Genomic DNA, 26409 nt, shown 5'->3' with positions numbered 1-26409 from the left:
CAATAAACTAGGCTATACTCAATCAAGCGCCGCCAATTTTTCTTCGGCCAAACGGTCAAGCTCTGCACGGCTTTTACGTTCGCTGGTCGATTTTAATTGGCCGCATGCCGCCATGATATCGCGCCCACGCGGCGTGCGGATGGGGGCGCTTATCCCCTCGGAAAAAATCAGGCTGCTAAACGCGGAAATACGCTGCGGCGTGGAACATTCATATGGCGCATCGGGCCATGGATTAAAGGGGATAAGGTTTACCTTTGCTGGTAAATTATATTTCCTGATTAACCGCACCAATTCACGCGCATCATCATCGCTGTCATTTTTATCCTTTAACATTACATATTCAAATGTAATGCGCCGCGCATTATGCGCTCCTGGATAATCGGCACATGCCTGCAGCAATTCCTCTATCCCATATTTGCGGTTAATGGGCACAATTTCATCGCGCACTTCCTTGGTCACGGCATGAAGCGACACCGCCAAATTAACGCCCATTTCCTTGCCCGCCCGCTCCATTAACGGCACAACGCCAGATGTGGAAAGCGTAATGCGCCGTTTGGAAAGCGACAATCCATTGCCATCCATCACAATGGACAGGGCATCACGAACATTATCAAAATTATATAATGGCTCACCCATGCCCATCATCACAATATTGGTCAACATCCGGCCATCTGCGCTATATTCCGCTGCGCCATCATCATCTTCAAAATCGGCATCATCCGGATTTGGGCCAAAACCGCGCATTGTCCCCTTTGGCCATTCGCCAAGGGCATCTCGCGCCAACATGACTTGCCCCACAATTTCACCAGGGGTCAGGTTGCGCACCAATTTCATGGTTCCGGTAAAGCAAAAACGGCAATTTAATGTGCAGCCCACTTGGCTGGACACACATAAAGTGCCGCGATCCGCATCAGGAATGAACACCATTTCAAAATCATGGCCATCGGGCGAGCGCAACAACCATTTGCGCGTGCCGTCGGTGCTGCGATGATCCTCCACCACTTGAGGGCGAGAAATAATAAAACGCTGCGCCAACCATGGGCGCATATTTTTTGAAATATCGCTCATATCATCAAAATTTTGCACGCCCCTATGGTAAATCCAATGAAAAACCTGTTTTGAACGCAGCTTTGCCGCCTTGCTGTCCAAGCCGCTTTCTAAAAATAGCGCGGCAATTTGCGGCTGGCTTAGCCCCAATAGTTCCAACAGGCCGTCCTCACGCTGGGTTATATTGCGCGGCACGGTGACGGGATCGATATTTCCAGGAATTTGCATCATGGCGCGCCTATAATATGTTATGCACCATTTTGCCAGCTAATCCTTAATCCCTATATGCCAATTTAATCCCTGCATGCCAATAATGCCGAATCAATGGCGCTGGCAGATCCTTTAACACGGTAAACATCGACAATGGGCCGACCATCACGGCCCACCGCCTCTACGCTTATGCTATTGGCCGAACGCATCGCCGAAATAATGGCAATGTCCATTTTTCTATCCTTGGCCCATCCGTTCAACCGTCCTGCGGTTAATCGAAAACTGCGGCCACCTGCGGATAAAATCACCCCGGCATTGGTGGAACGTTCGCGTGAAAAACGCACCTGAATTTGATGATAAACGCGGTCCTTTGGCCAAAATCCAACCGAAAAAAACGCGCCATTATCACCCGGTGCATTTGTTTTAGCGGGCTTTGCCATGGCAAAACAGCGCCCGCTATCATCCCGATCATCAAATGCGCCCCAATCGCCAAAAATACCGGTTAATTCGCGGGCAAATACAGGCGCAGAAAATATAGAGACCGCCAAAATAGCGCCCATTATTCGCCATTTCATGCTCATGCAATTTCTGCCCCGCCATTTGCAATATTTATCACCTCTTCACGGCCCGATTGCACCAACACCATTGTCCCTTGTGGTAAAGACGGCGCAGCGGGCGCGTTAAAATGCGGCAAATTATCAAGGCCAAGCAATAATCCGCGCAGCACACGGCTGGTCATACCATGCGAAATAATCAACATATCGCGGTCAAATTGTTGCTCTGCAATCCAATCAATCAATCTTCTTGCAATATCGCTATAGCTTTCGCCATCTGGGGCGATAGTAGCAAATAATCCCGTTTCGCTATCTACCCGCAAACTATCTTTTAAATTGCGATAATATTCGCCGCCCCATTGCCCCATATCAATTTCGCGCAAACGATTATCGGCAATATGTTGATGCCAATCCGCGCCAATTTCGTCGCTTATCAACGCCAAAGTTTGCAAGGCGCGGCCCGTATCGGACGCGTGCAACGCCAAATTTTCAATATTGTGGATATGCGCCGCCAATGCCTTGCCCATCTGCATTGCCTGTATGCTGCCCTTTATGGTCAAGGGGGTGTGCACATGTTCCCCCTGTATCCGCGCGGCGGCATTAAAAACCGTTTCGCCATGACGGGCAATAAACAATCGGCAATCGCCAATTTTTTGCATAATTTCATGTGGAATCATCATATTTGCGCTTTCTTCCACAGATTTATGCGAAATGCAAAGCCTTGCGCCTTGCCCTAGGCGTCAATCTTGGTAAGTAAGGATGACGCATAATGCATATATAGAGTCGATGCTTGGCATAATGGCGAATATATGTGTTTGGGATATTTGGGATATAGGGAAGATATTTGATTATGAAAGCCACCGTCGAACGCGCGACTTTGATGAAAAGCCTTGGCCATGTTCAATCCGTTGTGGAAAGGCGCAATACCATCCCCATTTTGTCCAATGTGTTGATTGAGACATCGGAAAATGGCGAAATTAAATTAACCGCGACCGATCTTGATCTGCAAATTGTGGAAAGTTTTGCCGCCAATAATGTCGAGACCGCCGGATCAATTACCGTTCCTGCGCACACATTATTCGACATTGTGCGTAAATTGCCCGATGGCAGCGAAGTGCAATTAAACGCCGCCGATGGCCGCATGGCGGTGAATGCCGGGCGCGCGCGATTCTCTCTTCAAACCTTGCCGCGCGATGATTTTCCCAAAATTGCAGAGGGCGACCTTCCGACAAGTTTTGAAATGCCCTCCTCCACATTGATGGAGATAATCGAAAAAACCCGTTTTGCCATTTCTTCGGATGAAACTCGTTATTATCTAAATGGTATTTTCATGCATGTCAGCGACGATGCAGAGCCAACATTAAAAGCAGCGGCGACCGACGGCCACCGTTTGGCGCGATATACACTTGCCCGACCCGCCGGAGCGGAGGGCATGCCCGATGTGATTATCCCCAAAAAATGCGTTACCGAAATTCATAAATTACTGGGTGAGGCAGGCGATAATATGGTTCGGGTTGACCTATCGGCCAGCAAAATCCGCTTTACCTTTGCCGCTTCTGTCTTAACCTCAAAATTAATCGACGGCACATTTCCCGATTATAACCGTGTTATCCCCACCGGAAATGACAAATTATTGACCATCAACCCAAAGGCATTTTTCCAAGGTGTTGATCGTGTGGCTACCATCGCCACCGAACGCACCCGCGCAGTGAAAATGGCATTGGAACAGGATAAAATCACCCTGTCCGTTACATCGCCCGAAAATGGCACAGCGGCGGAGGAAGTTTCCGGCACATATAGCAATGATGAATTTGAAATTGGGTTTAACGCAAATTATCTGAAAGATATTTTGAACGAGATTGAAAGCGATACTGTGGAATTGCACCTTGCCGATGCAAGTGCGCCAACACTAATCCGTGAGCATGATAAATCACCCTCGCTATATGTTTTAATGCCGATGCGGGTTTAACAAGCATCTAATTTTAATGAGTTTTATTAAGAGGATGGGGAGTATATGAAAAAAACATTATATATTATTGGCGCGGCATTTTTAATGGCTGGTACGCCCATTACTGCTCAATCCGAACAAATAAATATAGAGGGCGCACCTGAACCCGTACCCGCACCCGCCAATGATGATGCCAAACATGTTACATGCTTCATCACCTTTGCCGCCGAACTAGGTAATTTGGAAGATAAAGACACCAACCCAAGGACCAATGGGCTTTCCTCTTTAACAAGCTATTATTTTGGCCGTCTGCGCGAACGCAATAGCGTGGAGGAGATAAAGGCAATGTTTACGCAGGCAACATTTATGAAAGCCGTTTCAAATTCGGCAGAAAATAGCGCGATGTGCAAGGCAGATGCAGCGAAATTTGGCAGTGAAATGAAAGATTTAGGAAGCCATATAACGGGTTTATTTAAATAAAATAATATATCCCCAACTATAATTTTACCTATTGCGGTGCCTGCATTAAATTTACATTTTGCGGCCCGCGAATTAAACCGCCGGGATAGGCGCCCGTCATCACCCCATTTTCAAATGTCACCTTACCTGATTTTATTGTCGCGCAATATCCGCGTGCTTTTTGCAATAATCTTTTGCCGCCCGCCGGCAAGTCAAAGGCAAGCCAGGGTTTTTCAAGCCCCAATTTATCATAATCAATAATATTTATATCCGCCAAATATCCGGCCTTTATCACGCCGCGATCCTGCAACCCATATAATATTGCCGTATCATGACATTGTCTTTTTACCGCCAATGATAATGATATTGTCCCTGCCTTTCTATCCCGCGCCCAATAACTTAATAAAAAAGTCGGCGCGGCCGCATCGCATATTGTGCCGCAATGCGCCCCACCATCGGATAGCGAGACAACAGCATCATCGCTGTGAAGCAGGCTTTCTACAAAATCTAAATTCCCGTCCATATAGTTTAAAATTGGCAAATAAATCAGCCCACTGCCGCCATTTTCCATCATATAATCATAGGCATATTCGGCCGCATCCTTGCCCAATTTATCCGCCTCTCCCCAAATGCTTTCACCGCGTGTGGGTTCATAGGAAAAATTATCAACTAGCGGAAATTGCATCGCCCATGCTGCAGTTACCAACATGAAAAATGGTGCCATATCCGGCGAAGGCGGCGGCAGATTTTCCTGCGTCAATAATGCCTGCTTAAATATCGGGTCGCTTAATTTTGCAAATTGTTCATCCCAACTTAACCCCTCAATCTCTTTCCATGCTGGCTTTTGCATAAATGGATGCACAGTGCCGCGCCAATTCATAATCACCCCAATGCCGCGCAGGCCGATTTGCGCAACAATATTTGCGCCATCATCATTGGCCGCGCGCATCGCCGCCATTTGGTCGGCCCAGTGCATTTGCTTAATTGGTGATTGCAACATCGAAAAACTGACCGGACGGCCCGTTTCCTTACTCAATTTCCCCATCCAGCTAAATTCATCCCATTCGGGTAATAAATCAGATGTTAATTCAAAAACGCCATGCCCTGCCCTGCCCAAGGCGCGGCCAATTCCGATTAACTCTGGCTCGGTCGCGGTCGTTCCAGGGACAAGCTCTCCATCTATGCTTTTATGCAGCACGGTTCGCGATGTTGAAAAGCCAAGCGCACCAGCGTTCAACCCCTCCTCCACAATTGCAGCCATTGCGTCAATATCTTGCTGTGTCGGTTCTTCATTATCCGCGCCGCGTTTCCCCATGACATATGCACGAACCGCGCCATGCGGCACTTGCGCGGCAATATCAATGGTGCGGGGCATTGCCTCCAACGCGTCCATATATTCTGGAAAACTCTCCCAATTCCATGGCATACCCTCGGCCAATGCGGTGCCGGGAATATCCTCCACCCCCTCCATCAACCCGATTAACCAATCATGCTGATCTGGTTTGGCCGGCGCAAAACCAACCCCGCAATTGCCCATCACCACGGTGGTCACCCCGTGCCAGCTTGACGGGGCCATTTCCTGATCCCATGTTGCCTGTCCATCATAATGGGTATGAATATCGACAAATCCGGGCGTGATTATTTTCCCCTTTGCATCAATAATTTTATGCGCATTATCGTGCAATTGCCCAATTTTGGCAATTTTTTCACCAATTATTCCAATGTCCGCATGGAAGGGATCGCCCCCCATTCCATCATATATCAGGCCATTTTTTATCAATATATCAAACATCTCTACGCTCCCAAATACCTAATTATCGCACTTTATAATCACTCCAAAATCGCGACCATTTCCTCAATCGTAGCGAATTTCTCTCGCGGAGCACCTTCACGTGCGCGGGCAATTTCTGCTTGTTCTATTTTCTTCCAATCACGAAATGTTACTGCCTTTACCTGTCGCTGGGATAATATTTCATCCAACGCCGCACGGCCCTTTTTCTGACCCGATATATTGGCATTGGTATTGGCATTGCCATTTTGCGATAAATCCTCCGCCACTATATCCACAATCGCAAAACCATCGGGGCGGTTTGTGCCAATGGTGCCCGATGGACCGCGCCGTGCCCATCCCACACAATAAAGGCCGGGCAATATCCGCCCATCCACATTGGCAAAGCGCCCGCGCCCATGTTCATAGGGCACTTCATCAATAGGCGGGGTTTGATATCCAATACAGCTGATAATTAAATCGGCATCAATATCATAAAATTCGCCTGTGCCGTTGCTGCGTAATTGATGGTCCAACATTGTTTTTTCCACCTTAATTTTTTTCGCAGCGCCATCGCCGATTATCTCCACCGGCGAAGCAAAAAAGTCGAAAAATATCCTTTTATCCTTATCGCCCATCAAACTTTGTGGGACGGCGGCAAAATCGCGCAAATGCGTGACTGATTTACGGATTCCCGGCTCTAATAACGCATCCTCGCCAATATCGGGCAAATCACGCATATCAACCACGGGTGCGGCATTTTCCAATTTGCTAAGCTCGCCAAGCTCCTTTGGCGTCATGGCAATTTGATGCGGGCCGCGCCGTCCCAATATGGTGATATTTTCAATTTTAGATAAGCTAAGCGCACTTAACGCATGGTCCACAATGTCCGCGCCCTCAAACTCCTTTGTCGTTTTGGCAAGGATACGCGCCACATCCAATGCGACATTGCCATTCCCAATAATCACCACATTGCGCACGTCCAAATTTGGTTTTAATTCGGCAAAATCTGGATGGCCATTATACCATCCGACAAAGGCCGCGCTGCCATAAACATTGCCTAAATCCGCTCCCTTTATGTCCAATGGCCGATCATTGGGTGCGCCCGTTGCCAAAATAACCGCATCATAACATGATTGTAATTCAGATATGCTGACATCTTTACCAACAGAAACATTGCCGACAAAGCGGACATTTTCTGACAGGGCCGTTGCCTCATATCGGCGCGAAACCCCCTTTATTGATTGATGATCGGGCGCAACACCAAATCGGATAAGGCCATAGGGCACGGGCAGCCTGTCGATAATATCAACCATGACATCATCACCAAATTTCTTTTGCGCGGCCTCTGCGGTATAATATCCCGCCGGTCCTGAACCAATAATTGCAATATGCCGCATCTGCCACCCCTCTACGCAATTTTTCTCTCTCGAGTCGGGATGCTAATGCATATATGAAAAAAGAAAAGGGGCTTGCCGATTATCTGGCTGCTTTTATGTGGGCCGATGGTTTTAATAGGCTAATCTTATTTTGTGCCTTGGCCAAATATAATGCCTTATCCGCTGTTTCAAACAGTGATTTTCTATCACGCCCGTCCCTTGGCCAATGCGCCACACCCACACTGCCCCCCACACGGATCATTTGTTCATCAATATTAAATGGGGCGGCCAATGCGGTAAAGACAATATCGGCGATGCTATATCGGTTTATTTTGGCGTGATGCGGCACCAAAATGGCAAATTCATCACCGCCCTGTCTTGCCACAATAACATTATCTCCCAGAATATCGGTTAAACGCAGGGCAATATGCAATAATAATTGATCGCCCACTGCATGACCATAAATATCATTTACTGGTTTAAACCCATCCAAATCAATTAAGGCTAAGGTGAAAATATTATCCTTTTGCTGCTTTTTTGCAGAAAGTTTAAATTGCTGCTCTATTTTTTCATCCAATGCCCGGCGGTTTAGCAATCCCGTTAATGGGTCGGTATTGGCCTGTAATTGCACTTTTTGTTTGGTCACTAATAATTCAACTAATTGATTATGCTGATTATAAATCAACATATACATGAAAATCGTCGCCATTATAAAACTGAACGATGTGGCAAGATCCATCATATCTCCGCTGAACATCATTAAAAATGTCATGGGCAGCATGCCTATGCTTAATGTTAAAATTGCGCCCAAACGGACCGATGAAATGCAATATACCGCCGCCAATGTCCCCATTGACATTATCATGGAGTAATAAATTCTTGTGCTATCTTTAACTATAAACCAATTTGATATGCACCAAATGCTGACCAATAAAGTGATTATTGGGGCATAGATAATTGCATCTTTTGTAAATCTTCGTGCAACCTTTAATGACATTTTATCATTTTTTATGCGCCGCAAAGACAGAAATCCGAATAAAAATGATGTGATGATGATGATTGGCAAAATGGTGGTAACGCCAATGTTCAATTCCTTTTGGGTAATGTAAACCGCCATTGGCGTATTAAAAAATAATGCCAAAAATAACCAACTACATTGCCGGTGCAGCCGCCGCGTGCACAACATATCAAAATCATCCACGATTTCGACCGGCACGGCGGGAAATAAATTATTGTAAATAGTGAATAATTTCGCTCTCATTTGGTGCTGCTATCAATTAAAGGTAAATGCTTTATTAAAACAAAATCATTGATTTTATTGAAAATTATCAAATGTTATATTATGTAAAATGAATAATGGCTGATTTCCGCTAATCTGATGAGATTATTCATTAAAGTGAAATTTTCAAATTTTTTTATCATTTGTTGATGTTGTGTCGGCCGAAGAATTAACCGCACAGGCCGACATTGGCAATTTACTGCGCGTTGCCGTTCCTTCATTCAATGTGAACACACAGCCTATTTCCGATGCGGCCACTTTGGTTCGTCCCGCCAACCTTCGCGGTCTTTCGCCCGATAATACTTTGGTTTTGGTCAATGGTAAAAGGATGCACCGCGCCTCTGTCATCGCATTTTTGGGCGGCGGCATTTCCGATGGTTCACAAGGACCAGATATATCCACCATTCCTGCCGCAGCATTGAAACAAGTAGAGGTTCTGCGCGATGGCGCGGCTTCGCAATATGGTTCAGACGCCATTGCTGGTGTGATGAACTTTATTTTAAATGATGCCAGCGAAGGCGGCAGCATCAGCGGCAAATGGGGACAAACCTATGCCGGCGATGGTGATAATTACCAAATCAGCGCGAATATCGGGCTTCCCGTTGGGGATACAGGTTATTTGAACCTGACCGCTGAATATGGCGAAAGCAACGCAACCAGCCGTTCGGTTCAACGCGATGATGCCGCCGCATTAATTGCTGCTGGAAATACCGCTGTTGCCAATCCTGCACAAATTTGGGGTCAACCAAATGTAAATGATGATCTTAAATTATTGGTGAATTTTGGCGCAGACCTTGATGAAAATCACAAAATTTACGCCATTGGCACCTATGCATCACGCAATGTAGATGGCGGATTTTATTTCCGTAACCCCACAAATCGTGGCGGTGTTTATGCCGGACCATTGGTTGATCCGGTCACCGGCTTTGCAAGCAGAGCAAATAATGCGGTAAATTCCATCCTTGTTGGCGATTTAAGTACGAATAACCGTGGTGATTGCCCGGCAGGCATTCCGTTAAACGGCCTTGTCCCCAATGCCGCCATTTTGGCATCAGTAAAGGCAAATCCAAATTGCTTCTCCTTTGTTGAATTATTCCCCGGCGGCTTTACCCCGCGCTTTGGCGGCGATTTAAAAGATCGCTCCATCACAGCGGGTCTAAAAGGTAAAATCATTGGCGATTTACACTATGATCTAAGCTATCGTTTCGGCCGTAATGACTCCGATTTCTTTATCAATAATACAGTCAATGCCTCGCTTGGGCCAAGCACCCCGACATCATTTAACCCTGGCGGATATAGCCAAGCGGAAAATGTGTTTAATGCTGATTTCAGCTATGGCTTGGGCCTTGGCCTTGCCTCTGACCTTTTCATCTCCTTTGGCTATGAATATCGTGACGAGGCATTTACAATTCGCCCCGGCAATCCAGAATCCTATGCTTTGGGTATTTTGGCGCAGCCGACAACTGCCTTCCCAACAGGCCAAGGGTTTTCAACCAGCTCAAACGGCTTTGGCGGTTTTTCAACCAATGCACGCGGGACATTTAAGGAAAATAACCAAGCTTTCTATCTTGACCTTGAAACTGATTTAACCAGTGCCCTTTCGGTGCAAGGCGCGGTTCGTTATGAAGATACGAAAAGCTTTGGCAACACCACCAATTATAAAATTGGCGCATTATATAAATTGACCGACAGTCTGCGCTTACGCGGAACATATTCAACTGGTTTCCATGCCCCAACGGCTGGCCAAGCGAATGTCATCAACGTAACAACGCAATTTTCAAACGGCATGTTGCAAGATGAAGGCACATTCCCATTGAACAGCGCGGCAGGTTTAATCGCATCAAATTATATTGCGGACAGCGTTGCCAATGGCGGACTTGGCCTTGCCCGTCCAACATTGGGCAGTGAAAAGTCAAAAAGCATTACTGCTGGTTTAGCAGGTGATTTTGGACCTGTTTCCTTCACCCTTGATTATTTTAATATTAAGCTGGATGGCCGTATTTCACGTTCGTCCACCATTAACTTTACCGATGCTCTGCGCCACTTGGCACGGACAAAGGGTGTGACCGTCACCGGCACAACCACGGGGCAATTATTGGCACAATTGGGTGCGGCAAATGCTCTAAACCGTGCGGATTTCACTGGCTTTGAAGATCTCAGCTCCTTTGCATTCTTTAACAATGATTTTGATACAAGAACGCAAGGTATTGACCTTATCATCAATACTGATCTGAATATTACAGAGACAGGCCGTACGAAATTGACTTTGGCAGGCAATTATACCGAAACAAAGGTTACCGATCAGGGTGCGACCATTGCCGCGGTTCGTGTTCGCCAATTGGAAGAAAGCCTTCCTAAATATAAAGGCTTTGCCAATTTAACCCATGAACAGGGCCGCTTCCGTGGCCTGCTTCGCGCCAATTATTTTGGTTCATATTATGAAGCGCATTTGGATGATGACACTTTGCCTATTGATGCGGGCGCACGTGTAACCATGGATGCAGAAATTGGGTATGAAATTATGGACGGCACCGAAATTGCAATCGGCGCGCAAAATTTCTTGGATACATATCCTGAGAAAAACCCATATGCTGGTATCGCTGGCGCGGAATATAGCGTGATTTCACCATTTGGTTTCAATGGCGGCAGCTATTATATTAAAGCACGTATCAGCTTTTAATCGCTGAAAAATAATTCTATAAATTGGGGGCTTCCGCATGGATGCCCCCCTTTTTTATGGTGAATATATGAAAATAAGACTGGCAAATTTGGATGATGTTCCGGCAATAAAAATTATTATGGACCGCGCCATTGCCGAATTACAGGCATCTTTTTTAACCAAGGAACAATTGGCTGCCTCCACCGCTGCCATGGGGCTTGACATGCAACTTATCCATGACGGCACCTATTTTTGCGTGGTGGATGATGGCCAAATTGTCGGTTGTGGCGGATGGTCGCGCCGTGCCACCCTATATGGCGGCAGTCATAGCGGCAAAAGAGACGACAAATTGCTAAATCCCAAATATGACCGCGCCCGAATTCGCGCCATGTACACCCATCCTGAACATGTTCGGCGCGGTATTGGCGGCATGATTATTGCCAAGGCAGAACAGGCCGCGCGTGATGAGGGGTTTCGGGCGATTGAAATGGCGGCAACCATGGCGGGTAAACCGTTATATCTGTCCTGCGGTTATCATATTGAAAGCGAATGGATGGATACTCAAGGGGCCGTGCCAGTTCCCCTTGCCACCATGGTGAAAAATTTATCGGATAATTTGCCCGAATAGTCTGCCCGTATAATTTACGCAGTAACATGCTCCAACGCGGCGAAAGCCTGCGCCAAATCGGCCATTAAATCATCCACAGATTCAAGCCCAATGGACAGACGCACCAACCCATCGGAAATGCCATATTCGGCGCGTTCTTCGGGGGTATAGGGCGAATGGGTCATGCTGGCTGGATGTTGAATCAGGCTTTCTGCATCGCCCAGACTGACCGCGCAATGGATTAAATTTAACGCATCAATAAATGCCTTGCCCGCATTGATGCCGCCTTTTAATTCAAATGCAATCATGCCACCAAAACCATCCATTTGACGGCTGGCCAAGTCATGATAGGGGCTGGATTTAAGACCGGGGTAATGAACCACATCGACCATTGACTGGCTTTCCATCCATGCCGCAATTTTCATCGCGCTTTGGCAATGGCGGTCCATGCGCAGTTCCAATGTTTTTAATCCCCGCATGATAAGCATGGCGTTAAACGGGCTCATCACCGCGCCGGTCATATCCTTTAATCCAACAAGACGGATTTGGGTCAATAACTCCTTGCTTCCCGCAACAATGCCGGCCACCAAATCGCCATGGCCGCCCAAATATTTGGTCGCGCTATGCACCACAATATCCGCGCCAAAATCAATAGGGCGCGTTAAATATGGCGTGGCATAGGTGTTATCCACCACCACATATGCGCCAGATTGATGCGCAATTTCCGATATGGCGGCAATATCCACTATACGCATATTGGGATTGGCGGGGGTTTCAAAATATACGACCTTGGTTTTATCGTTAATCGCATCTTGCAATAATGACGTTTTGGTTAAATCCACATGGCGAACCTTTACCCCAAATTTACCCAATCCATGCCGCATAAAGGCAAAGGTGCAGCCATATAGGGTCATATCGACAATAATTTCATCACCCGGCGCAACCAATGTCCATAATGTGGCCGAAATTGCCCCCATGCCAGACGCCGTTCCCAATGCCGCCTCGGCATTTTCCAAATCGGCAATGCGGCGTTCCAACAAATCCAATGTGGGGTTGGAAATACGGGTATAAAAATGCCCCTGCTTTTCGCCTGCAAACATCGCCCCCATATCATCGGCGCTTTCCGCCACAAAGGTGGATGTTAAATGAAGCGGCGGGCAAAGTGCGCCCTGTTCATCCATTGGATTATATCCTGAATGGATAGCTCTTGTTGAAAATGCCTGTTGCTGTGCAGGATGATGCCCCATTTTCTTTTCAAAATTCACCTTAACCACTCCATAATATATATTGCGCAATTTCGCTTATTATGGTCAATATACAGCTTTATTATTGAAATGTGCTGCCATATTTCATGCTGATTAGGTTAAATATTGGCATATTCTGCCAAAAATGAGGTTGTATATGGATAAAATTGACTATGCCATTGTCCGCGCATTGCAAAATAATGGGCGGCTCACCAATCAGGAATTGGCAGAAAAGGTAAATTTATCCCCCTCCCCCTGTCTTCGCCGCGTCCGCAATTTGGAAAATAATGGCGTGATTATGGGCTATGGCGCGCGCATTAATGCCAAAAAATTCGGGCTGGGCATTACCATATTTGTGCATATCAAACTTGAAAAGCATAGCCATGATTTGGTATCAAAATTTGAACAATCCATTCATGAAATTGATGAAGTTGTGGAATGTATCGTCTTGTCGGGGCAATCGGATTATTTGCTGAGGGTAATGATAAAGGATTTGGACGCATATGACCAATTTATCCGCGATAAATTGCAAACCATTGGCGGCATTCACGCGATTGACAGCGCCTTTGCCCTGTCAAATATTAAACAGCAAAATTGGTATAAACCGGCATCATAAACACCAGGATAATCGATTAAGACCAAAATAATCCAATAACGGAGAGAATAGCCGAAAATCGGACGGCGCGAAAATTTTTACGCCGCCACCTGCTGCTCCTGCGCCTCATCATCCAAAAATCCGCGTAGCGCCGATATAGTTTCCTCGACATGGCTTAGCATGAATAAATGCCCGCCATCCTCTATCACTTCCAATCGGCTATCGGGGATTAACATGTTCAAAAATTTACCATTGATAAGCGGCACAATTTGATCATCAGCCCCCATTAACACCATGGTTTTGGCCTTCATAAATGGCAAAAATGGGGCGCTGGTCCACCCAAACATGGCAAAAAGCTGGTAAAAATATCCTGTCTTACTGGGCGGGGTAATTCGGCCAATATGCCCTTCTGACCCATTGCTTGACCCGCCATAAAGCGTGTTAAAATGTTTACGCATAAATTCCGGATCAATATAACGGCGCGGATCGGCCATTTTCATCAATGCCTTTGGATTGCCAGGAACCATCAACATCCCCGCACTTGTCGCGGCAAGGATTAATTTATTCACCCGCGCCCCATTTTGCAGGGCAAATTGCTGTGCCATTGCACCGCCCCAACTTACCCCCATGACATCAACAACATCATATCCAAAACGGTCGAGTAATATTGCCGCAATCCGCGCCATTAAAATCGCATTATATGGCACAACTGGGTCGGGCGATCCGCCCACACCGGGCATATCAAAAGTAATAACATCACGGTCACTTAACATTTCGGCAAGCGGCGCCATTGATTCAATATTCGCGCCAATGCCATTGAAAAATAATAAAGGCAGCGCCTTTGCTCCCTTATCCGTGGCAATCCACCGCGCCACGCGCAATGTGCGGCCATCGGCCTCCTCCATTGTGAAAATTGGCGATGATGTTGTTTTTTTTGCTTTACTCATGATTATCGGCCTTAATTTCTACCAATTTAATGGCATGATTAAATAAGATGTAGGCTATCTGCGGCGCATTTCAAGCATAATTCAACCATGCACATATAGGCCAGGCGCGCTTTCCATTGCGGGATATTGTTTGCTGCCACATATTTTGGGTGCGGCAATTTGTTTGCCCGCCCTTGCGGTCAACCACTCCATCCAATATGGCCACCAGCTACCGGCGACTTCTTCTGTCCCCTTCATCCACGCCTCTACATTGGCGGGCGTTTGGTTTTTGCTATGTTTAAAATATTTCGCCTTGGGATTGCCAGGCGGGTTTAAAATCGCCTGCATATGCCCTGCTTGGCTTAAGACAAATTCAATATTTTTACCGCCAAATAATTGGGTGGAACGGTAACATGCCTGCCACGGCGTAATATGGTCGGTTGACCCGCCCAAAATAAACATATCGCAATCCACCTTGGTTAAATCCAAAACATGGTCTGCAATTTCAAATGTTGCTGGCTCGGCATAGGCATTGGCGACAAATAAATCCAAGAAATCGCTTAATAAGGATCCAGACAAATTGGTGGCATCTGCATTCCAAAATAAAATATCAAATGCCGGCGGATCATCGCCAAGAAGATAATTATTGATAACATAATTCCAAATCAAATCATTGGGCCTCAACCACGCAAAACCACGCGCCATGCTGTCGCCCGAAACAATGCCCTTTTTCGCTGCGCGTTGCCTTGCCAATTCAACGCCATGATCGGAAATTAAGCTGCTGGCCTCTGTATCGCCCTTTTTCGGTTCAAGCACACAGACCATCATAGTGACACAGCCAATGCGTTTATCGCCCATTGCTGCCAATTTTGACAGCATGACCGACATGGTTTGCCCGCCTGAACATGCGCCCGATACATTAACGGTTTTTGATCCGGTAATTTCCTGAATCACGTCCAATGCCTTTATTGTGGCATTGACATAATCCGTCATATTCCAAACGCCCTGTTCTTCCGTGGGGTTTTTCCAACTAATGACAAATGGTTGAATGCCGTGATCGGTTTGCCATTTAACCACGCTCTTTTCCGGACTTAGATCATTAATATACATTTTGTTGATTTGCGGCGGGATGGTCAATTGCGGCACGGCATAAACCTTATCCGTGGTGGGGGCATATTGGACCAATTCCATAATATCATCACGGTAAACGACATTGCCCTTTGCCGTGGCGATATTTTCGCCCAACTTAAACGGTTTTTTATTCACCTGACTGACCATCATTTTATTATTGACCATATCGTCATATGCATTGCGCAGCCCCTTTATCAGGGATAATCCGCCACTATCGACCAGACGTTTTTGCGCCGTGGGATTACCGATTAAGCTATTTGTGGGGGCAAGGGCATCAATCACCATTTGGGAAATAAAATTGGCACGGTCGCGTTCCAACGCGTCCATTTCCAAATCCTCAATCCACCCCTTCACACCCTTTTGTATGGCAAGATAATATTGCGCCCCTGCCTTGAAAAATGGGTTAAATTGCCATGCCGGATCCATGAAGCGTTTATCCTTGCGATCGGGGGCAAGATCGGATGAACCGGTCATAATTTGAACGACATCTTCGGAAAAGCTGCTCATCGCCTTAAAATTTTTGTCCGGATTTTCCATGGTTTGGCGCAGCAACAAACCAACCGCCCCTGCAAAATCCTCCCTCGCCAATCCTGATAATGGCCCCAATGCCATAGTGGCGTCGTTCATGGTATCAAATGCCGATGGTTTTTTAGCCATAATATACTCCCCAAAATTTTCTCTCTCATCATTTAGGATGCGCATAAGCCGTCCTGCTGTCAACGCAATAACCACGCATATTGGGAAAATTACTGCTTATATCCGCCAATTTGTTGAAATAGTCGTCCCTAATTGCATTTTTGCGCTTTTTATCCTTTGCATTGGCTGCTAATCGCGCAGGATGACATCGTTAAGCCACATCCGAAATTTTTCCATCATCGCCCATATTGATCATGGCAAATCCACCCTTGCCGATCGGTTAATTCAATTTACCGGCGGCTTGACCGACCGTGAAATGACCGAACAGGTTTTGGACAATATGGATATTGAACGCGAACGCGGCATTACCATAAAGGCGCAAACCGTGCGGTTAAACTATACCGCAAAGGATGGCGAGACCTATGAGCTTAGCCTGATGGACACACCGGGCCATGTCGATTTCGCTTATGAAGTTAGCCGGTCACTCGCTGCATGTGAGGGCGCATTATTGGTTGTGGACGCCGCCCAAGGGGTGGAGGCGCAGACATTGGCCAATGTGTATCAATCCATTGAGCATGACCATGAAATTGTGCCGGTTATCAATAAAATTGACCTGCCCGCTGCTGAACCGGAAAAGGTGCGCGCGGAAATTGAAGAAATTATCGGCATTGACGCATCAGAGGCTGTCCTATCCTCCGCCAAATCGGGCATTGGGATAGAGGATATTTTAGAAGCCATTGTCACCAAAATTCCGCCCCCATCGGGTGACAGGGACGCCCCGTTAAAGGCGATGTTGGTTGATAGTTGGTATGATCCATATTTGGGCGTGGTGATTTTGGTTCGCGTGATTGATGGCGTGCTGAAAAAAGGGATGCAGGTCAAATTCATGGCCGGCGGCACCCAGCATTTAATCGACCGCACCGGTTGCTTCCGCCCGAAAATTGAACAGGTTGCGGAAATTGGCCCTGGCGAAATTGGCTTTATCACCGCCCAAATTAAGGAAGTGGCCCATGCCAAGGTTGGCGACACCATCACCACGGTAAAGGGCGGCGCGGAAAAGGCGCTTGCCGGATTTAAAGAAGTGCAAAGCGTTGTTTTCTGCGGTCTATTCCCTGTCGATGCCGCCGATTTTGAAAAATTGCGCGAAAGCATTGGCAAATTGCGGCTGAACGACGCCAGCTTTTCCTTTGAAATGGAAACCAGCGCAGCATTGGGACAGGGTTTCCGTTGCGGCTTTTTGGGTCTTTTGCATTTGGAAATTATTCAAGAACGCCTTAGCCGCGAATATGATTTGGACCTTATCACCACCGCGCCTTCGGTGGTGTATAAAATGGAAATGACCGACGGCAGCATTAAATATCTGCACAATCCCGCCGACATGCCCGATCCGGTTAAAATTAGGGCGATTGAAGAACCGTGGATTAAGGCGGTTATTTACTGCCCCGATGAATATTTGGGCGGCATATTGAAATTATGTCAGGATAGGCGCGGGGTGCAAACCGATTTAACCTATGTTGGTGGCCGCGCGCAAATGACCTATGAGCTGCCCTTAAACGAGGTGGTATTTGATTTTTACGACCGGTTAAAAAGCATCAGCCGCGGCTATGCCAGCTTTGATTATGAACAAATTGGCACACAGGTCGGTCAATTGGTCAAAATGAACATTTTGGTCAATGCTGAACCCGTTGATGCATTATCCATGATTGTCCACCGCGACGCGGCGGAGGCACGTGGCCGCCATATTTGCGAACGGATGAAGGACCTTATCCCCCGTCACATGTTCAAAATACCGGTTCAGGCATCAATTGGCGGCAAAGTTATCGCGCGAGAAACCATTGCTGCTATGCGTAAAGATGTGACCGCAAAATGCTATGGCGGCGACATTAGCCGTAAGAAAAAGCTGCTTGAAAAGCAGAAAAAAGGCAAAAAGAAAATGCGCGAATATGGAAATGTTTCCATCCCACAAGAGGCATTTATCGCTGCATTGCGAATGGGCGATGAGAAGTAATTGAATTTGTGAAATATTTATTTTTAAGGTGCTGTGGACCAGGATTCACGCCGCCAATTTGACTGTCTTGTCTATACAATTATGTAAAATAATGTATATTTTCCATCCGAATCGGTGAAAATTATAAAATATAATAACGTCGCACTTTTACTTAAGTTCTATTCTTAAGGGGGAATATTATGGCGTTGTTTGAAAATAAAATTCAGGCTCAATCTGATGAGCGGGAAATTTCACGTATTTTAATAAAATATGGCGCTGAAGCCAAATCCATTTTGGTGAACAGGTCCAAGGATAAGGACTTTTCGATCCGAACCAGAAAACATTGGAAAAGGCTTGCCAAAAAATTAAGCAAAATGCCAAAGCAAATGAGTGAAATGAAAGTAAATTAATTTACTTCATTTTTGTTTTTTATGGCGCAGCTTTTTATATCCTTGGGTGAAGGACGCGCCTTGCTGCGTTCAAATCTTGCAAAATATGCGCCAACATCGGGGGTTTCGGCAAATTCCATCAACCGAAATCCCAAAGCTTCAAATTCACAAAATAATAAAACAGGCGGTATGCCATGTTGATCGGTTGGCAAATCACGGTCAACGACAATGACCTGTCCGCCCTTCCTTAATGCAGGATATAGCCGCCATAATAAGGCATAGGGTTCTTCAACCTCATGATACATATGCACCATAAGAACCCGATCAAAGCTATTTGCAGGCAATTTGGGGTCATCAATCGCGCCTTCGCTAATCGACACATTATCCCATCGCTCCCTTGTAATCCTATCGCCAAGGCGTTTTAAAGTATCGCGGCTAATATCCTGTGCAACAACACGCCCCTTTGCCCCGACACGCTCGGCCAATCTGACGGTGTAATAACCCTCCCCCGCGCCAATATCGGACACGGTCATTCCGGCCTTAATATCCGCCCAATCCATAACAGTTCTGGCTTCTCCGGCCTCCTCACGGGCCGCCTCGGTTGAAAATTCGGTTGAACCAGCGGGGGAAACCGGACGAAAAGCCTTGGGAAAATCGCGCGCAGTCTCTATCCTCCCTTCATCATTTTTGCTGCACCCATTTAATAATGGCGCACAAAATAATGCAGCGAATAAAAATGTAGATAAAGAATGTTTCATCATGGACATTTAATAATCACGCTTCACACGAACATTCAAGCTTTGCCTGCCAATTGATGAAATGCTTGATAAAATGGACAGCCATCTGGTCACCCGAAATTCAATTTGCGTTGCGGTATATCCCTTGCCATCGGAAACAATTTCAACATATGTTCGGCGGCCCAAATATTTACCCGCCGCCACCGATGTGCCGCGCGTTGTGCCATCGGCCGATACCAACCGCAACCGGTCCAAACCAACCGATTGCCGTATCGCATTTATCGGATCAAATCCTGTGCCCCCATCACGAAGGCCGGAAAGCGCCACGCCAAGTTGCAGTGCCTCAGTCGCGGATAATTCTGGAACAGATGAACCAAATAATAAACGCGACAATAATTCCTCCTCCGGCAATTGCGGTGTGCTGGTAAATTGTATTTGCGGATTGGCCGAACGACCACTTACCAAAATGCTGGCATCTACATCGCTAAGGTCCGCCTGTGCCACAATGTCAAGGCGCGGATTGGGCGGGTCATTACGGTCAAAATAAATATTGCCCTCGGTCAATCGGAAACGACGACCAGAAAATTCATAATTGCCTCTAATCATCTCTGCACGGCCCAATAAAGTGGGCGCATCAACATTACCACCAATTTTTAATTTTGCGCTCCATTCACTATCCAGGCCAAGGCCGCGCACCGCCATGCGATTTGGGATATTGGCCTCAATCGCCAATTTCCATGGCGCAGCGGCCGCAGGGGGCAATGGCAGGTCATTTCGGCCATTTATCTCTCGCACATTTAATTGCGGTAATATTTGCGACGCATTTGCTTTGCCCAAGTTAAAATCGCTTTTCACCACGGTAACCCGCCCTGCAATAATCCCGCCTGCGCCCTGAGAGCGGATTTTAATCGGGCCGGTCACCGTCGCGCCAAAATCATCTCGGTTTATCAAAATGGCATTTTCGGCCTGTAAATCCATCGCAATTTGCACACCCATGCGCCCGCCAAAGGAAAAACTGCCAAGGCCGGAAATCTTACCGCCATTGGCTGTAGTGCCGGAAATATTCCGAACCAATAAACGCGCGCCATCAAAACGGCCCTGCGCGCCCAAATTGGTTAAACGAAGACCGGTTGCCGGACTGTTCAATACTGCCTTTGATGTTGAAAACACCCCCTTAATCGAGGGATTATTTATCGTGCCGCCAATATTGGTGGCCAAGCTGACATTGCCGCCAAGGTCGAATAACTCAATTCCCGTAAGCCGCCATAATGCCGCGATAGGGCCGTTAAAGCGCGCTTCCAATTTTGCATCGCCTGCATAAATTCTATCCAATAATGCGCCGCCATTGGACAGGATAATCCGGCCCTGAACACGGCCCGATACATCTGATTTTTGCGATACCAGCCCCCGCAAGGCAAGTTGATTTGCGGTCAATTGCGCATTGACGTCCATGTCCAATGGTTCTTGAATGAAACTTAACCCTGAACGGCTCAGCCCCTTAATTTTTAACGAAGCAGAGCCTGTGGGTGTGCCCGATTGATTAACAAATCGCAATTTGCCCGATGCAATTCCGCTTAACCCCACATTATTGTCTGCCAAATCGGCAAGCGATAGGGATAAATTTTGCATATCCATATCAATCGCGCTTTTACCGCCGCCCAATTGGCCCGAAATATTTAATTTGCCATTGCCATAGATTAAATCGGCATCATGTATTTTCCAAATATCATCCTTGCTGGTTATCAACGCTGCCCTTGCCAATCGCAATGGTTGCCGGCGAAATGATCCATTTCCTTTAACAATATATTTATCCGGAGAGATGGAAATTTGCGATTGCCATGTAAAATTGCTGCCGCGTGTTCCCGCCACCGAAACCACGGCCTTGCCACGGCCATTGCGCATTTTCACATTGCCTGCCAATCGGCCCAATATTAAATCACCCGCGCTGACGCCCTGTGCCTGAATATTTGCATTTATATTTGAATTGCCCGCAATGAACAGCGCATCAAATTTGCCCGATGCTGTGCGGATTCGTATATTTTTCGGCCCACGGAAAAATGCCTGTTTAATATCAAAATTGCCACTTACGCCCTGCCCCCCATTTTGCGGAGCAAGCGTGATTTGACCAATGACGCCGCCTTCATTAAATTTAAATTTGCCGTCCAACCCGCCCGATGCCGGCCGCAAATATCCGGTTAAAATGGTGCTGGACACGGCCAGACGGTCAAATTCAATTATTGCATCGCCGCCCTTGGGCAATAAAATCGCCCCTGTTCCGTCAAATGGGCCAAGGGTCGACCCCCCATTGGTGGCAAAATCAAACCCGCGCTCCACCGGATTTAATGTTAATGTTACCTTGTTCAAACCCAATGGATCAAAGGGCTTGTCCAAAAATAATGCCACTTTTGGCCGTGCCAAATTGCCGAAAATTTCTGCCTTTGCCGCGCCATATTCGGCATGTTGCGCCATACCCTTTATCGAAAATAGCCCATCCTTGCCGCGCGACCCATTGCCCGCAAAGGATAATTTTTGCGACGCAATTTTCAAATTGGGCAATTTTAAAATACCATCAGGGCCAATGCCGACACCGGTAAATAATTTTATCGAACCGCCAGTTAATTCATTGGCAAATCCATTGTCCAATCGGGTTAGTATTGCCGACGCCTTGCCAGTAATATTCACCCCTTTTGGCCGTGCAGGGGCAAAGGTTAAGCTGGCCAAAACATCCGCTGATCCCAATCCATCAATTTCATATTTGGGCAGCGACAATGTTGCTGGAACATTAAATTGGCCATTATCGGTGTTCATCGAAAAATCGGCCATCGCCTTTATACGATTGGTGGATATGGACAGCCCATCTCCAGTTAATTTATTACCGCGCAGCACCAAATTTCCGCTAGCGTTAATGTTTTTTAACAATGCGCCAAGTTCATCACCCAAACCATTTAATGATATTGCGGTAAATTTCATCGGCAAATATGTCTGGTCGTTCATCCGCCTTATGTCGCCGGTTAATCGCGCATTATTTAACGCAAGATTGCCAGTGCCAATGGCATTGGCGGTTACAATATATTCACCGCGAAGCTGCGACAATCGTCCATTTAACAATGCCTTAACATTCATATTTTTACTAACCAAATCCTTGGTCAGCGTGGACGGCTTTATAATATTGGCGTTGATTTTAAACGAATCCACCCCGCCAATCGACAAATCATATCCGCCATCAATATCCATATTAACCGCATCGGATGATAATATACCCGACATGCGCGCCATGCGGTCCTTATATCGTCCGCTAAGATCAATATTTAATGTGGGGGAGGAAATTTGCCGGGCAATACCGTGCGGCAGGATTATCGCGCTGACCGCGCCATCCGCGCTGAACAAACCATCCTTTGCCTTTAATTCCAATTTGGCGACCGAACGGCTATTTTGCGATGCCAAAAATTGACCCCGCCATTTGTCCCAATCACCCTGGCCATTGATGATGATTTCATTGGCCCAGTTAATTTGTGCCAATTTTTGGATGACGCCATTATCCTTTGCATTGATTTTGGCGGCAATTTTGAATTTATTTTCATCTGGGCTGATATCAATATTTATATCCGCCATATCGGTTTTATTTTGGGTGGATAGATTAAACTGCCCGCGCAATCGGCCCGACAACATGTCCCCGCTTGCCCTTATATTGGCTGTCTGCCTGCTGCCGCCAAATTCTTGACCAAAGATAAAATTATTTGCCTGAAAATCGCCAATAAAAATATCAAAATCGGGCAATGTCGGCCCGTCATCATTTTTTTTCTGCTTTAATTCTGGCTCTCTTATCAACTCACCTTGTTTCAAAATAAGCTGATCAATCGACAAAGTCCCAAAAATCCAACTTACCGGATACCATTTTAACTGTGTTTGCTTTACCGTTAAAAAACGCCCTTTTGGGTCCAATATGGCGACTTCATTTAATGTCGCTTTGCTGTAAATTGAACCATCAATATCACCCACGCGAAACCGCATGCCATCTTCGGTTTCAACCTTTTCAATTTGTGAAATGATGAAACGATGTCCGGCGGGCAAATCCAAAAATATGATGATAGCCAATATCGCCAATAATATGATGGCAAAGACAGCAATGGCAAATGACCGGATTCGGGTCCAAATATTTTGGGCCTGCCCCGTCATTTTGTCATTATCCGCCATGTTAAAATGCCTGACCCAATGAAATGGATATCGCTATGCGGCTTTCCCCTGTGCGGCGGTTTATCGGCGTGCCAATGTCCACAGCAATAGGACCAAAGCTGCTATAATATCTGCCGCCAATGCCCACACCAACGCGAAGGTCATTAAAATCGGGCAGGCTGCTATCACTAACCGATCCGACATCGACAAAGGGGACGATACCAAAATTGCCAAATTTTATGCGGCTTTCCAACGAAAACTCCATTAAACCGCGCCCGCCCGTGGGATCGCCCAAACTATCAACCGGTCCAATTTTTTGAAACGCAAATCCGCGAACCGATCCGCCGCCACCGGCATAATAACGGCGCGATGGAGCAATTTGGTTTATTGTCGCGCCGCTGATTGTTGCAACCCTGCTGCGTCCGGCAAGGACGATATTATCGGTGACTTTTTGATAAACACTCGCATCCAATTGCACCCGCGCATAAATATTTGTGCCATTGCCCAATGATATTTCCGGCGACAGGCGCGCGCCCAATCTGAAACCCTTGCTGGGGTCTAATAAATTATCGCTGCCATCATAAAAAATACCAAATGGCAGGGCCCCCACATTGAATAATTGCCGCGTAACCACATTGTCAAAAGTTGCTTTTTCATCGGTTAATAAATATTCAGCCCCGCCAAACCATGTCCATGGTTTTTGGAAAAATATGGTCGATTTACTTTCAAAATTTGCCGAAAGCGATAATGTCCGCGCATCATATGCGCTTCGATTTTCGTGCAAAGCCTTAAACTGCGCGGTAAAAATTCGGTCCCTGCCCAAAAAATTATTCCGCCGATATAATATATTGCCACCCTGTTCCTTTGTTCCCAAAATCGCGCCAAATCGTATCGCGCCTTCTGGTGGAAAGAAATTGCGATGTTCCCAACTGCCCTCTACTCTTATCCCCTCGCCGCTATTATATCCAAATTCTCCGGCAATGCTGCGTGGCGGTGCTTCGTTAATATTGACCACCAAATCGACTTCTTGTTTATTATTATCTGATTTGGTCGGCGTCACCGTCACCGAAGATGCAAGCGCGGTGGAAAAAATCGCCTGTTTCAAATCGGAAACCAGCGATTCTTTATAAAGATCGCCATTTTGGAAACGCGCCAAACGGTTTAAATGTCCCGCATCAAATGGGCGATTATTTGTAACAATAATTTTACCAAAATTATAACGGCCATTGGAATCGACATCCAATGTCACATCGCCCGAAACGCTGGCATGATCAACAATGATGGACTCCCGGCCCACTTTAGAAAATGGATAACCGCTTTCCAATAAAGTGGTTGTTAAATTTGCCATAGCAAGAAGCAATTTATCGCTATTTAACGGATCACCGGGGTTCATGGTAAAGGATGCGCGCAGCATGTCTGAATCATCATTATATTTGGCAAGCCCATTTAGCTCCACCCTGCGCACGCGGTATAATGGACCCAATTCAGTGTTTATTTGAACAATCGCGCTGCCCGGCACATCGCCAGCACGGATAATAAATTCGGATTGATTGTCATAATATCCCTCAATCCGTGCCAATTGGTCGATTAACTTTCGATCCGCCTGAGCGCGATTTGAAATAATATCGATATTTGCTGGCTGACCCTCGCGCAATTTTAATTCGGAAAGCGAGTCAAATCGCATTTTCTGCTCCCCTTCCAATTCAGGGAAACCAGCAATGGCAATTTTATAATTATATAATCCGTCGGCATCGGGAATTGGCGGGGTGAAATCCGTCCGTGCCTCGTCAAATAAGGCGATGACATCGCCCGCACCCTCCACGGCAATCTGCCCTTGATTATTACCCGAAACTGCAATTTGCGGCGTTTCTGCTACCATGCCGTCCGCTTGCATTTGTCCTGCGGCAAGATTTCTTGTCTCAGCATCAAATTGCGCCAACTCTCGGTCATCCTGTGCCAATATCTCGGCCAATTGCGCATCGCTATATAGGCCAATTTCTTCCTTAAAATTATCTGTGTCAGCATTGACCAGCGCATCATTGACCAGCGCGTCATTGGCCGGCACTTCAATTGCTGACGAGCCATTGACCAGCGCATCATTGCCCGCAATATCGCCATCAATTTTATCTGCCGCAGTGGCAAGTTCAACCTTTTCCTGTTCTTTTTTGGGATTGGTTAAGCTGGGCCATGGCAGCGCGATTTCATCCATCCCCTCCAAAGGGGTATTTTCATCAATATCTTCGAACCCTTTTTCAAAGGCCGCATCGGTAAATTCACCTATATCCAATGGGGCAATATCGTCAAATTCCTCCGCCAATTTTTCGGGGACGGGTTCGGCCTCTATTTTTATTTCTGGATTATTCACCTGCGTTAAATTTGACGTGCCTAGTGACTTATTTGTTCCGCTTTGCGTTAAATTTACCGCGCTTTGCGTTGTGGCAATAAAGTGCTTTGACGGCGAAGATATATTATTGACGATATATGTATTTGCAAAAGCTGGGTTGGCAATAAAAAATACCGAAAGTGAAAATAATGAACAAGATAGATGAAGATAATGGCCGCCCAATTGAGCGTCATTTTTGCCATTATTATGAAATTTCCTGAACATTAACTCTCGATAAACTTGCATATAGCCATATAGCATGGCCTGTTTTCACCATGATGAACAATAATATCATACA

The 26409-nt window shown here is 46.5% G+C and carries 19 protein-coding genes; 7 read left to right on the top strand and 12 right to left on the bottom strand.

Annotated elements, in window-relative coordinates; translation table 11 throughout:
- Positions 1-18: 18 nt before the first annotated feature.
- From rlmN to LPB140_RS06080, 3 genes are all read right to left on the bottom strand, one after another.
- Positions 19-1278 (bottom strand): 23S rRNA (adenine(2503)-C(2))-methyltransferase RlmN, encoded by a 1260-nt coding sequence (rlmN, locus tag LPB140_RS06090; protein WP_072559082.1) that lies wholly within the window; start codon positions 1276-1278, stop codon positions 19-21.
- 62 nt (positions 1279-1340) lie between these two features.
- Positions 1341-1838 carry a hypothetical protein gene (locus LPB140_RS06085; protein WP_083550085.1) on the bottom strand — a complete coding sequence of 166 codons (498 nt, stop codon included), beginning with the start codon at positions 1836-1838 and terminating at the stop codon, positions 1341-1343.
- Positions 1835-2491, bottom strand: coding sequence for a histidine phosphatase family protein (locus LPB140_RS06080; protein WP_072560529.1), 657 nt, complete (start codon positions 2489-2491; stop codon positions 1835-1837). The genes LPB140_RS06085 and LPB140_RS06080 overlap by 4 nt, the downstream gene beginning before the upstream one ends.
- A 170-nt stretch (positions 2492-2661) precedes the next feature.
- On the opposite strand from LPB140_RS06080, the gene dnaN reads away from it, so the two are divergent.
- Together dnaN and LPB140_RS06070 are read left to right on the top strand one after the other, a co-directional pair.
- Complete coding sequence (dnaN, locus tag LPB140_RS06075; protein WP_072559081.1) at positions 2662-3780, top strand: DNA polymerase III subunit beta; 1119 nt, start codon at positions 2662-2664, stop codon at positions 3778-3780.
- A 45-nt stretch (positions 3781-3825) separates the two neighbouring features.
- Complete coding sequence (locus tag LPB140_RS06070) at positions 3826-4239, top strand: hypothetical protein (protein ID WP_072559080.1); 414 nt, start codon at positions 3826-3828, stop codon at positions 4237-4239.
- Between the two features lie 28 nt (positions 4240-4267).
- Here the strand turns inward: LPB140_RS06070 and LPB140_RS06065 are convergent, their stop codons facing one another.
- From LPB140_RS06065 to LPB140_RS06055, 3 genes are all read right to left on the bottom strand, one after another.
- The gene (locus tag LPB140_RS06065) at positions 4268-6010 is read right to left on the bottom strand and encodes an N-acyl-D-amino-acid deacylase family protein (protein WP_072559079.1); all 1743 of its coding nucleotides are present in this window, start codon (positions 6008-6010) and stop codon (positions 4268-4270) included.
- A 38-nt stretch (positions 6011-6048) separates the two neighbouring features.
- Complete coding sequence (locus LPB140_RS06060) at positions 6049-7386, bottom strand: FAD-dependent oxidoreductase (protein ID WP_072559078.1); 1338 nt, start codon at positions 7384-7386, stop codon at positions 6049-6051.
- A 79-nt stretch (positions 7387-7465) separates the two neighbouring features.
- Positions 7466-8626 (bottom strand): GGDEF domain-containing protein, encoded by a 1161-nt coding sequence (locus LPB140_RS06055; RefSeq protein WP_072559077.1) that lies wholly within the window; start codon positions 8624-8626, stop codon positions 7466-7468.
- A gap of 172 nt (positions 8627-8798) precedes the next feature.
- Here LPB140_RS06055 and LPB140_RS06050 point away from each other — a divergent pair, with 172 nt between their 5' ends.
- Entirely contained in the window at positions 8799-11324 is a 2526-nt protein-coding gene (locus tag LPB140_RS06050; RefSeq protein WP_072559076.1) for a TonB-dependent receptor domain-containing protein, read from the top strand.
- A 67-nt stretch (positions 11325-11391) separates the two neighbouring features.
- A complete protein-coding gene (locus LPB140_RS06045) occupies positions 11392-11931 on the top strand; it encodes a GNAT family N-acetyltransferase (RefSeq protein ID WP_072560527.1) in 540 nt (179 codons plus the stop codon).
- 14 nt (positions 11932-11945) lie between these two features.
- Here the strand turns inward: LPB140_RS06045 and LPB140_RS06040 are convergent, their stop codons facing one another.
- Positions 11946-13175 carry a methionine gamma-lyase gene (locus LPB140_RS06040; RefSeq protein WP_232223366.1) on the bottom strand — a complete coding sequence of 410 codons (1230 nt, stop codon included), beginning with the start codon at positions 13173-13175 and terminating at the stop codon, positions 11946-11948.
- Between the two features lie 136 nt (positions 13176-13311).
- Here LPB140_RS06040 and LPB140_RS06035 point away from each other — a divergent pair, with 136 nt between their 5' ends.
- The gene (locus LPB140_RS06035) at positions 13312-13770 is read left to right on the top strand and encodes an Lrp/AsnC family transcriptional regulator (RefSeq protein WP_072559075.1); all 459 of its coding nucleotides are present in this window, start codon (positions 13312-13314) and stop codon (positions 13768-13770) included.
- Positions 13771-13847: 77 nt separating this feature from the next.
- Here LPB140_RS06035 and LPB140_RS06030 read toward each other — a convergent pair whose 3' ends face one another.
- On the bottom strand, positions 13848-14696 hold the full coding sequence (locus tag LPB140_RS06030; RefSeq protein ID WP_072559074.1) for an alpha/beta fold hydrolase: 849 nt from the start codon (positions 14694-14696) through the stop codon (positions 13848-13850).
- Between the two features lie 81 nt (positions 14697-14777).
- On the bottom strand, positions 14778-16463 hold the full coding sequence (locus LPB140_RS06025; RefSeq protein ID WP_072559073.1) for a PHA/PHB synthase family protein: 1686 nt from the start codon (positions 16461-16463) through the stop codon (positions 14778-14780).
- A 181-nt stretch (positions 16464-16644) separates the two neighbouring features.
- On the opposite strand from LPB140_RS06025, the gene lepA reads away from it, so the two are divergent.
- Positions 16645-18450 (top strand): translation elongation factor 4, encoded by a 1806-nt coding sequence (gene lepA / locus LPB140_RS06020; protein WP_072559072.1) that lies wholly within the window; start codon positions 16645-16647, stop codon positions 18448-18450.
- Positions 18451-18629: 179 nt separating this feature from the next.
- Positions 18630-18839, top strand: a complete 210-nt coding sequence (locus LPB140_RS06015) for a hypothetical protein (protein ID WP_072559071.1) — start codon at positions 18630-18632, stop codon at positions 18837-18839.
- Here the strand turns inward: LPB140_RS06015 and LPB140_RS06010 are convergent.
- The 3 genes from LPB140_RS06010 to LPB140_RS06000 are packed head-to-tail and all read right to left on the bottom strand — an operon-like array spanning position 18836 to position 26336.
- Positions 18836-19579 carry a class I SAM-dependent methyltransferase gene (locus LPB140_RS06010; RefSeq protein ID WP_072560523.1) on the bottom strand — a complete coding sequence of 248 codons (744 nt, stop codon included), beginning with the start codon at positions 19577-19579 and terminating at the stop codon, positions 18836-18838. The genes LPB140_RS06015 and LPB140_RS06010 overlap by 4 nt on opposite strands.
- Positions 19580-19585: 6 nt before the next feature.
- Positions 19586-23749, bottom strand: coding sequence for a translocation/assembly module TamB domain-containing protein (locus tag LPB140_RS06005; protein WP_072559070.1), 4164 nt, complete (start codon positions 23747-23749; stop codon positions 19586-19588).
- Position 23750: 1 nt separating this feature from the next.
- A complete protein-coding gene (locus LPB140_RS06000) occupies positions 23751-26336 on the bottom strand; it encodes an autotransporter assembly complex protein TamA (RefSeq protein ID WP_072559069.1) in 2586 nt (861 codons plus the stop codon).
- Between the last annotated feature and the right edge of the window lie 73 nt (positions 26337-26409).

This window comes from Sphingorhabdus lutea (assembly GCF_001889025.1).
In the GTDB taxonomy this organism is placed as follows: domain Bacteria; phylum Pseudomonadota; class Alphaproteobacteria; order Sphingomonadales; family Sphingomonadaceae; genus Sphingorhabdus_B; species Sphingorhabdus_B lutea.
The sequence above is the reverse complement of the archived record's forward strand: the minus strand, read 5'-3'. Positions and strand labels throughout refer to the sequence as shown.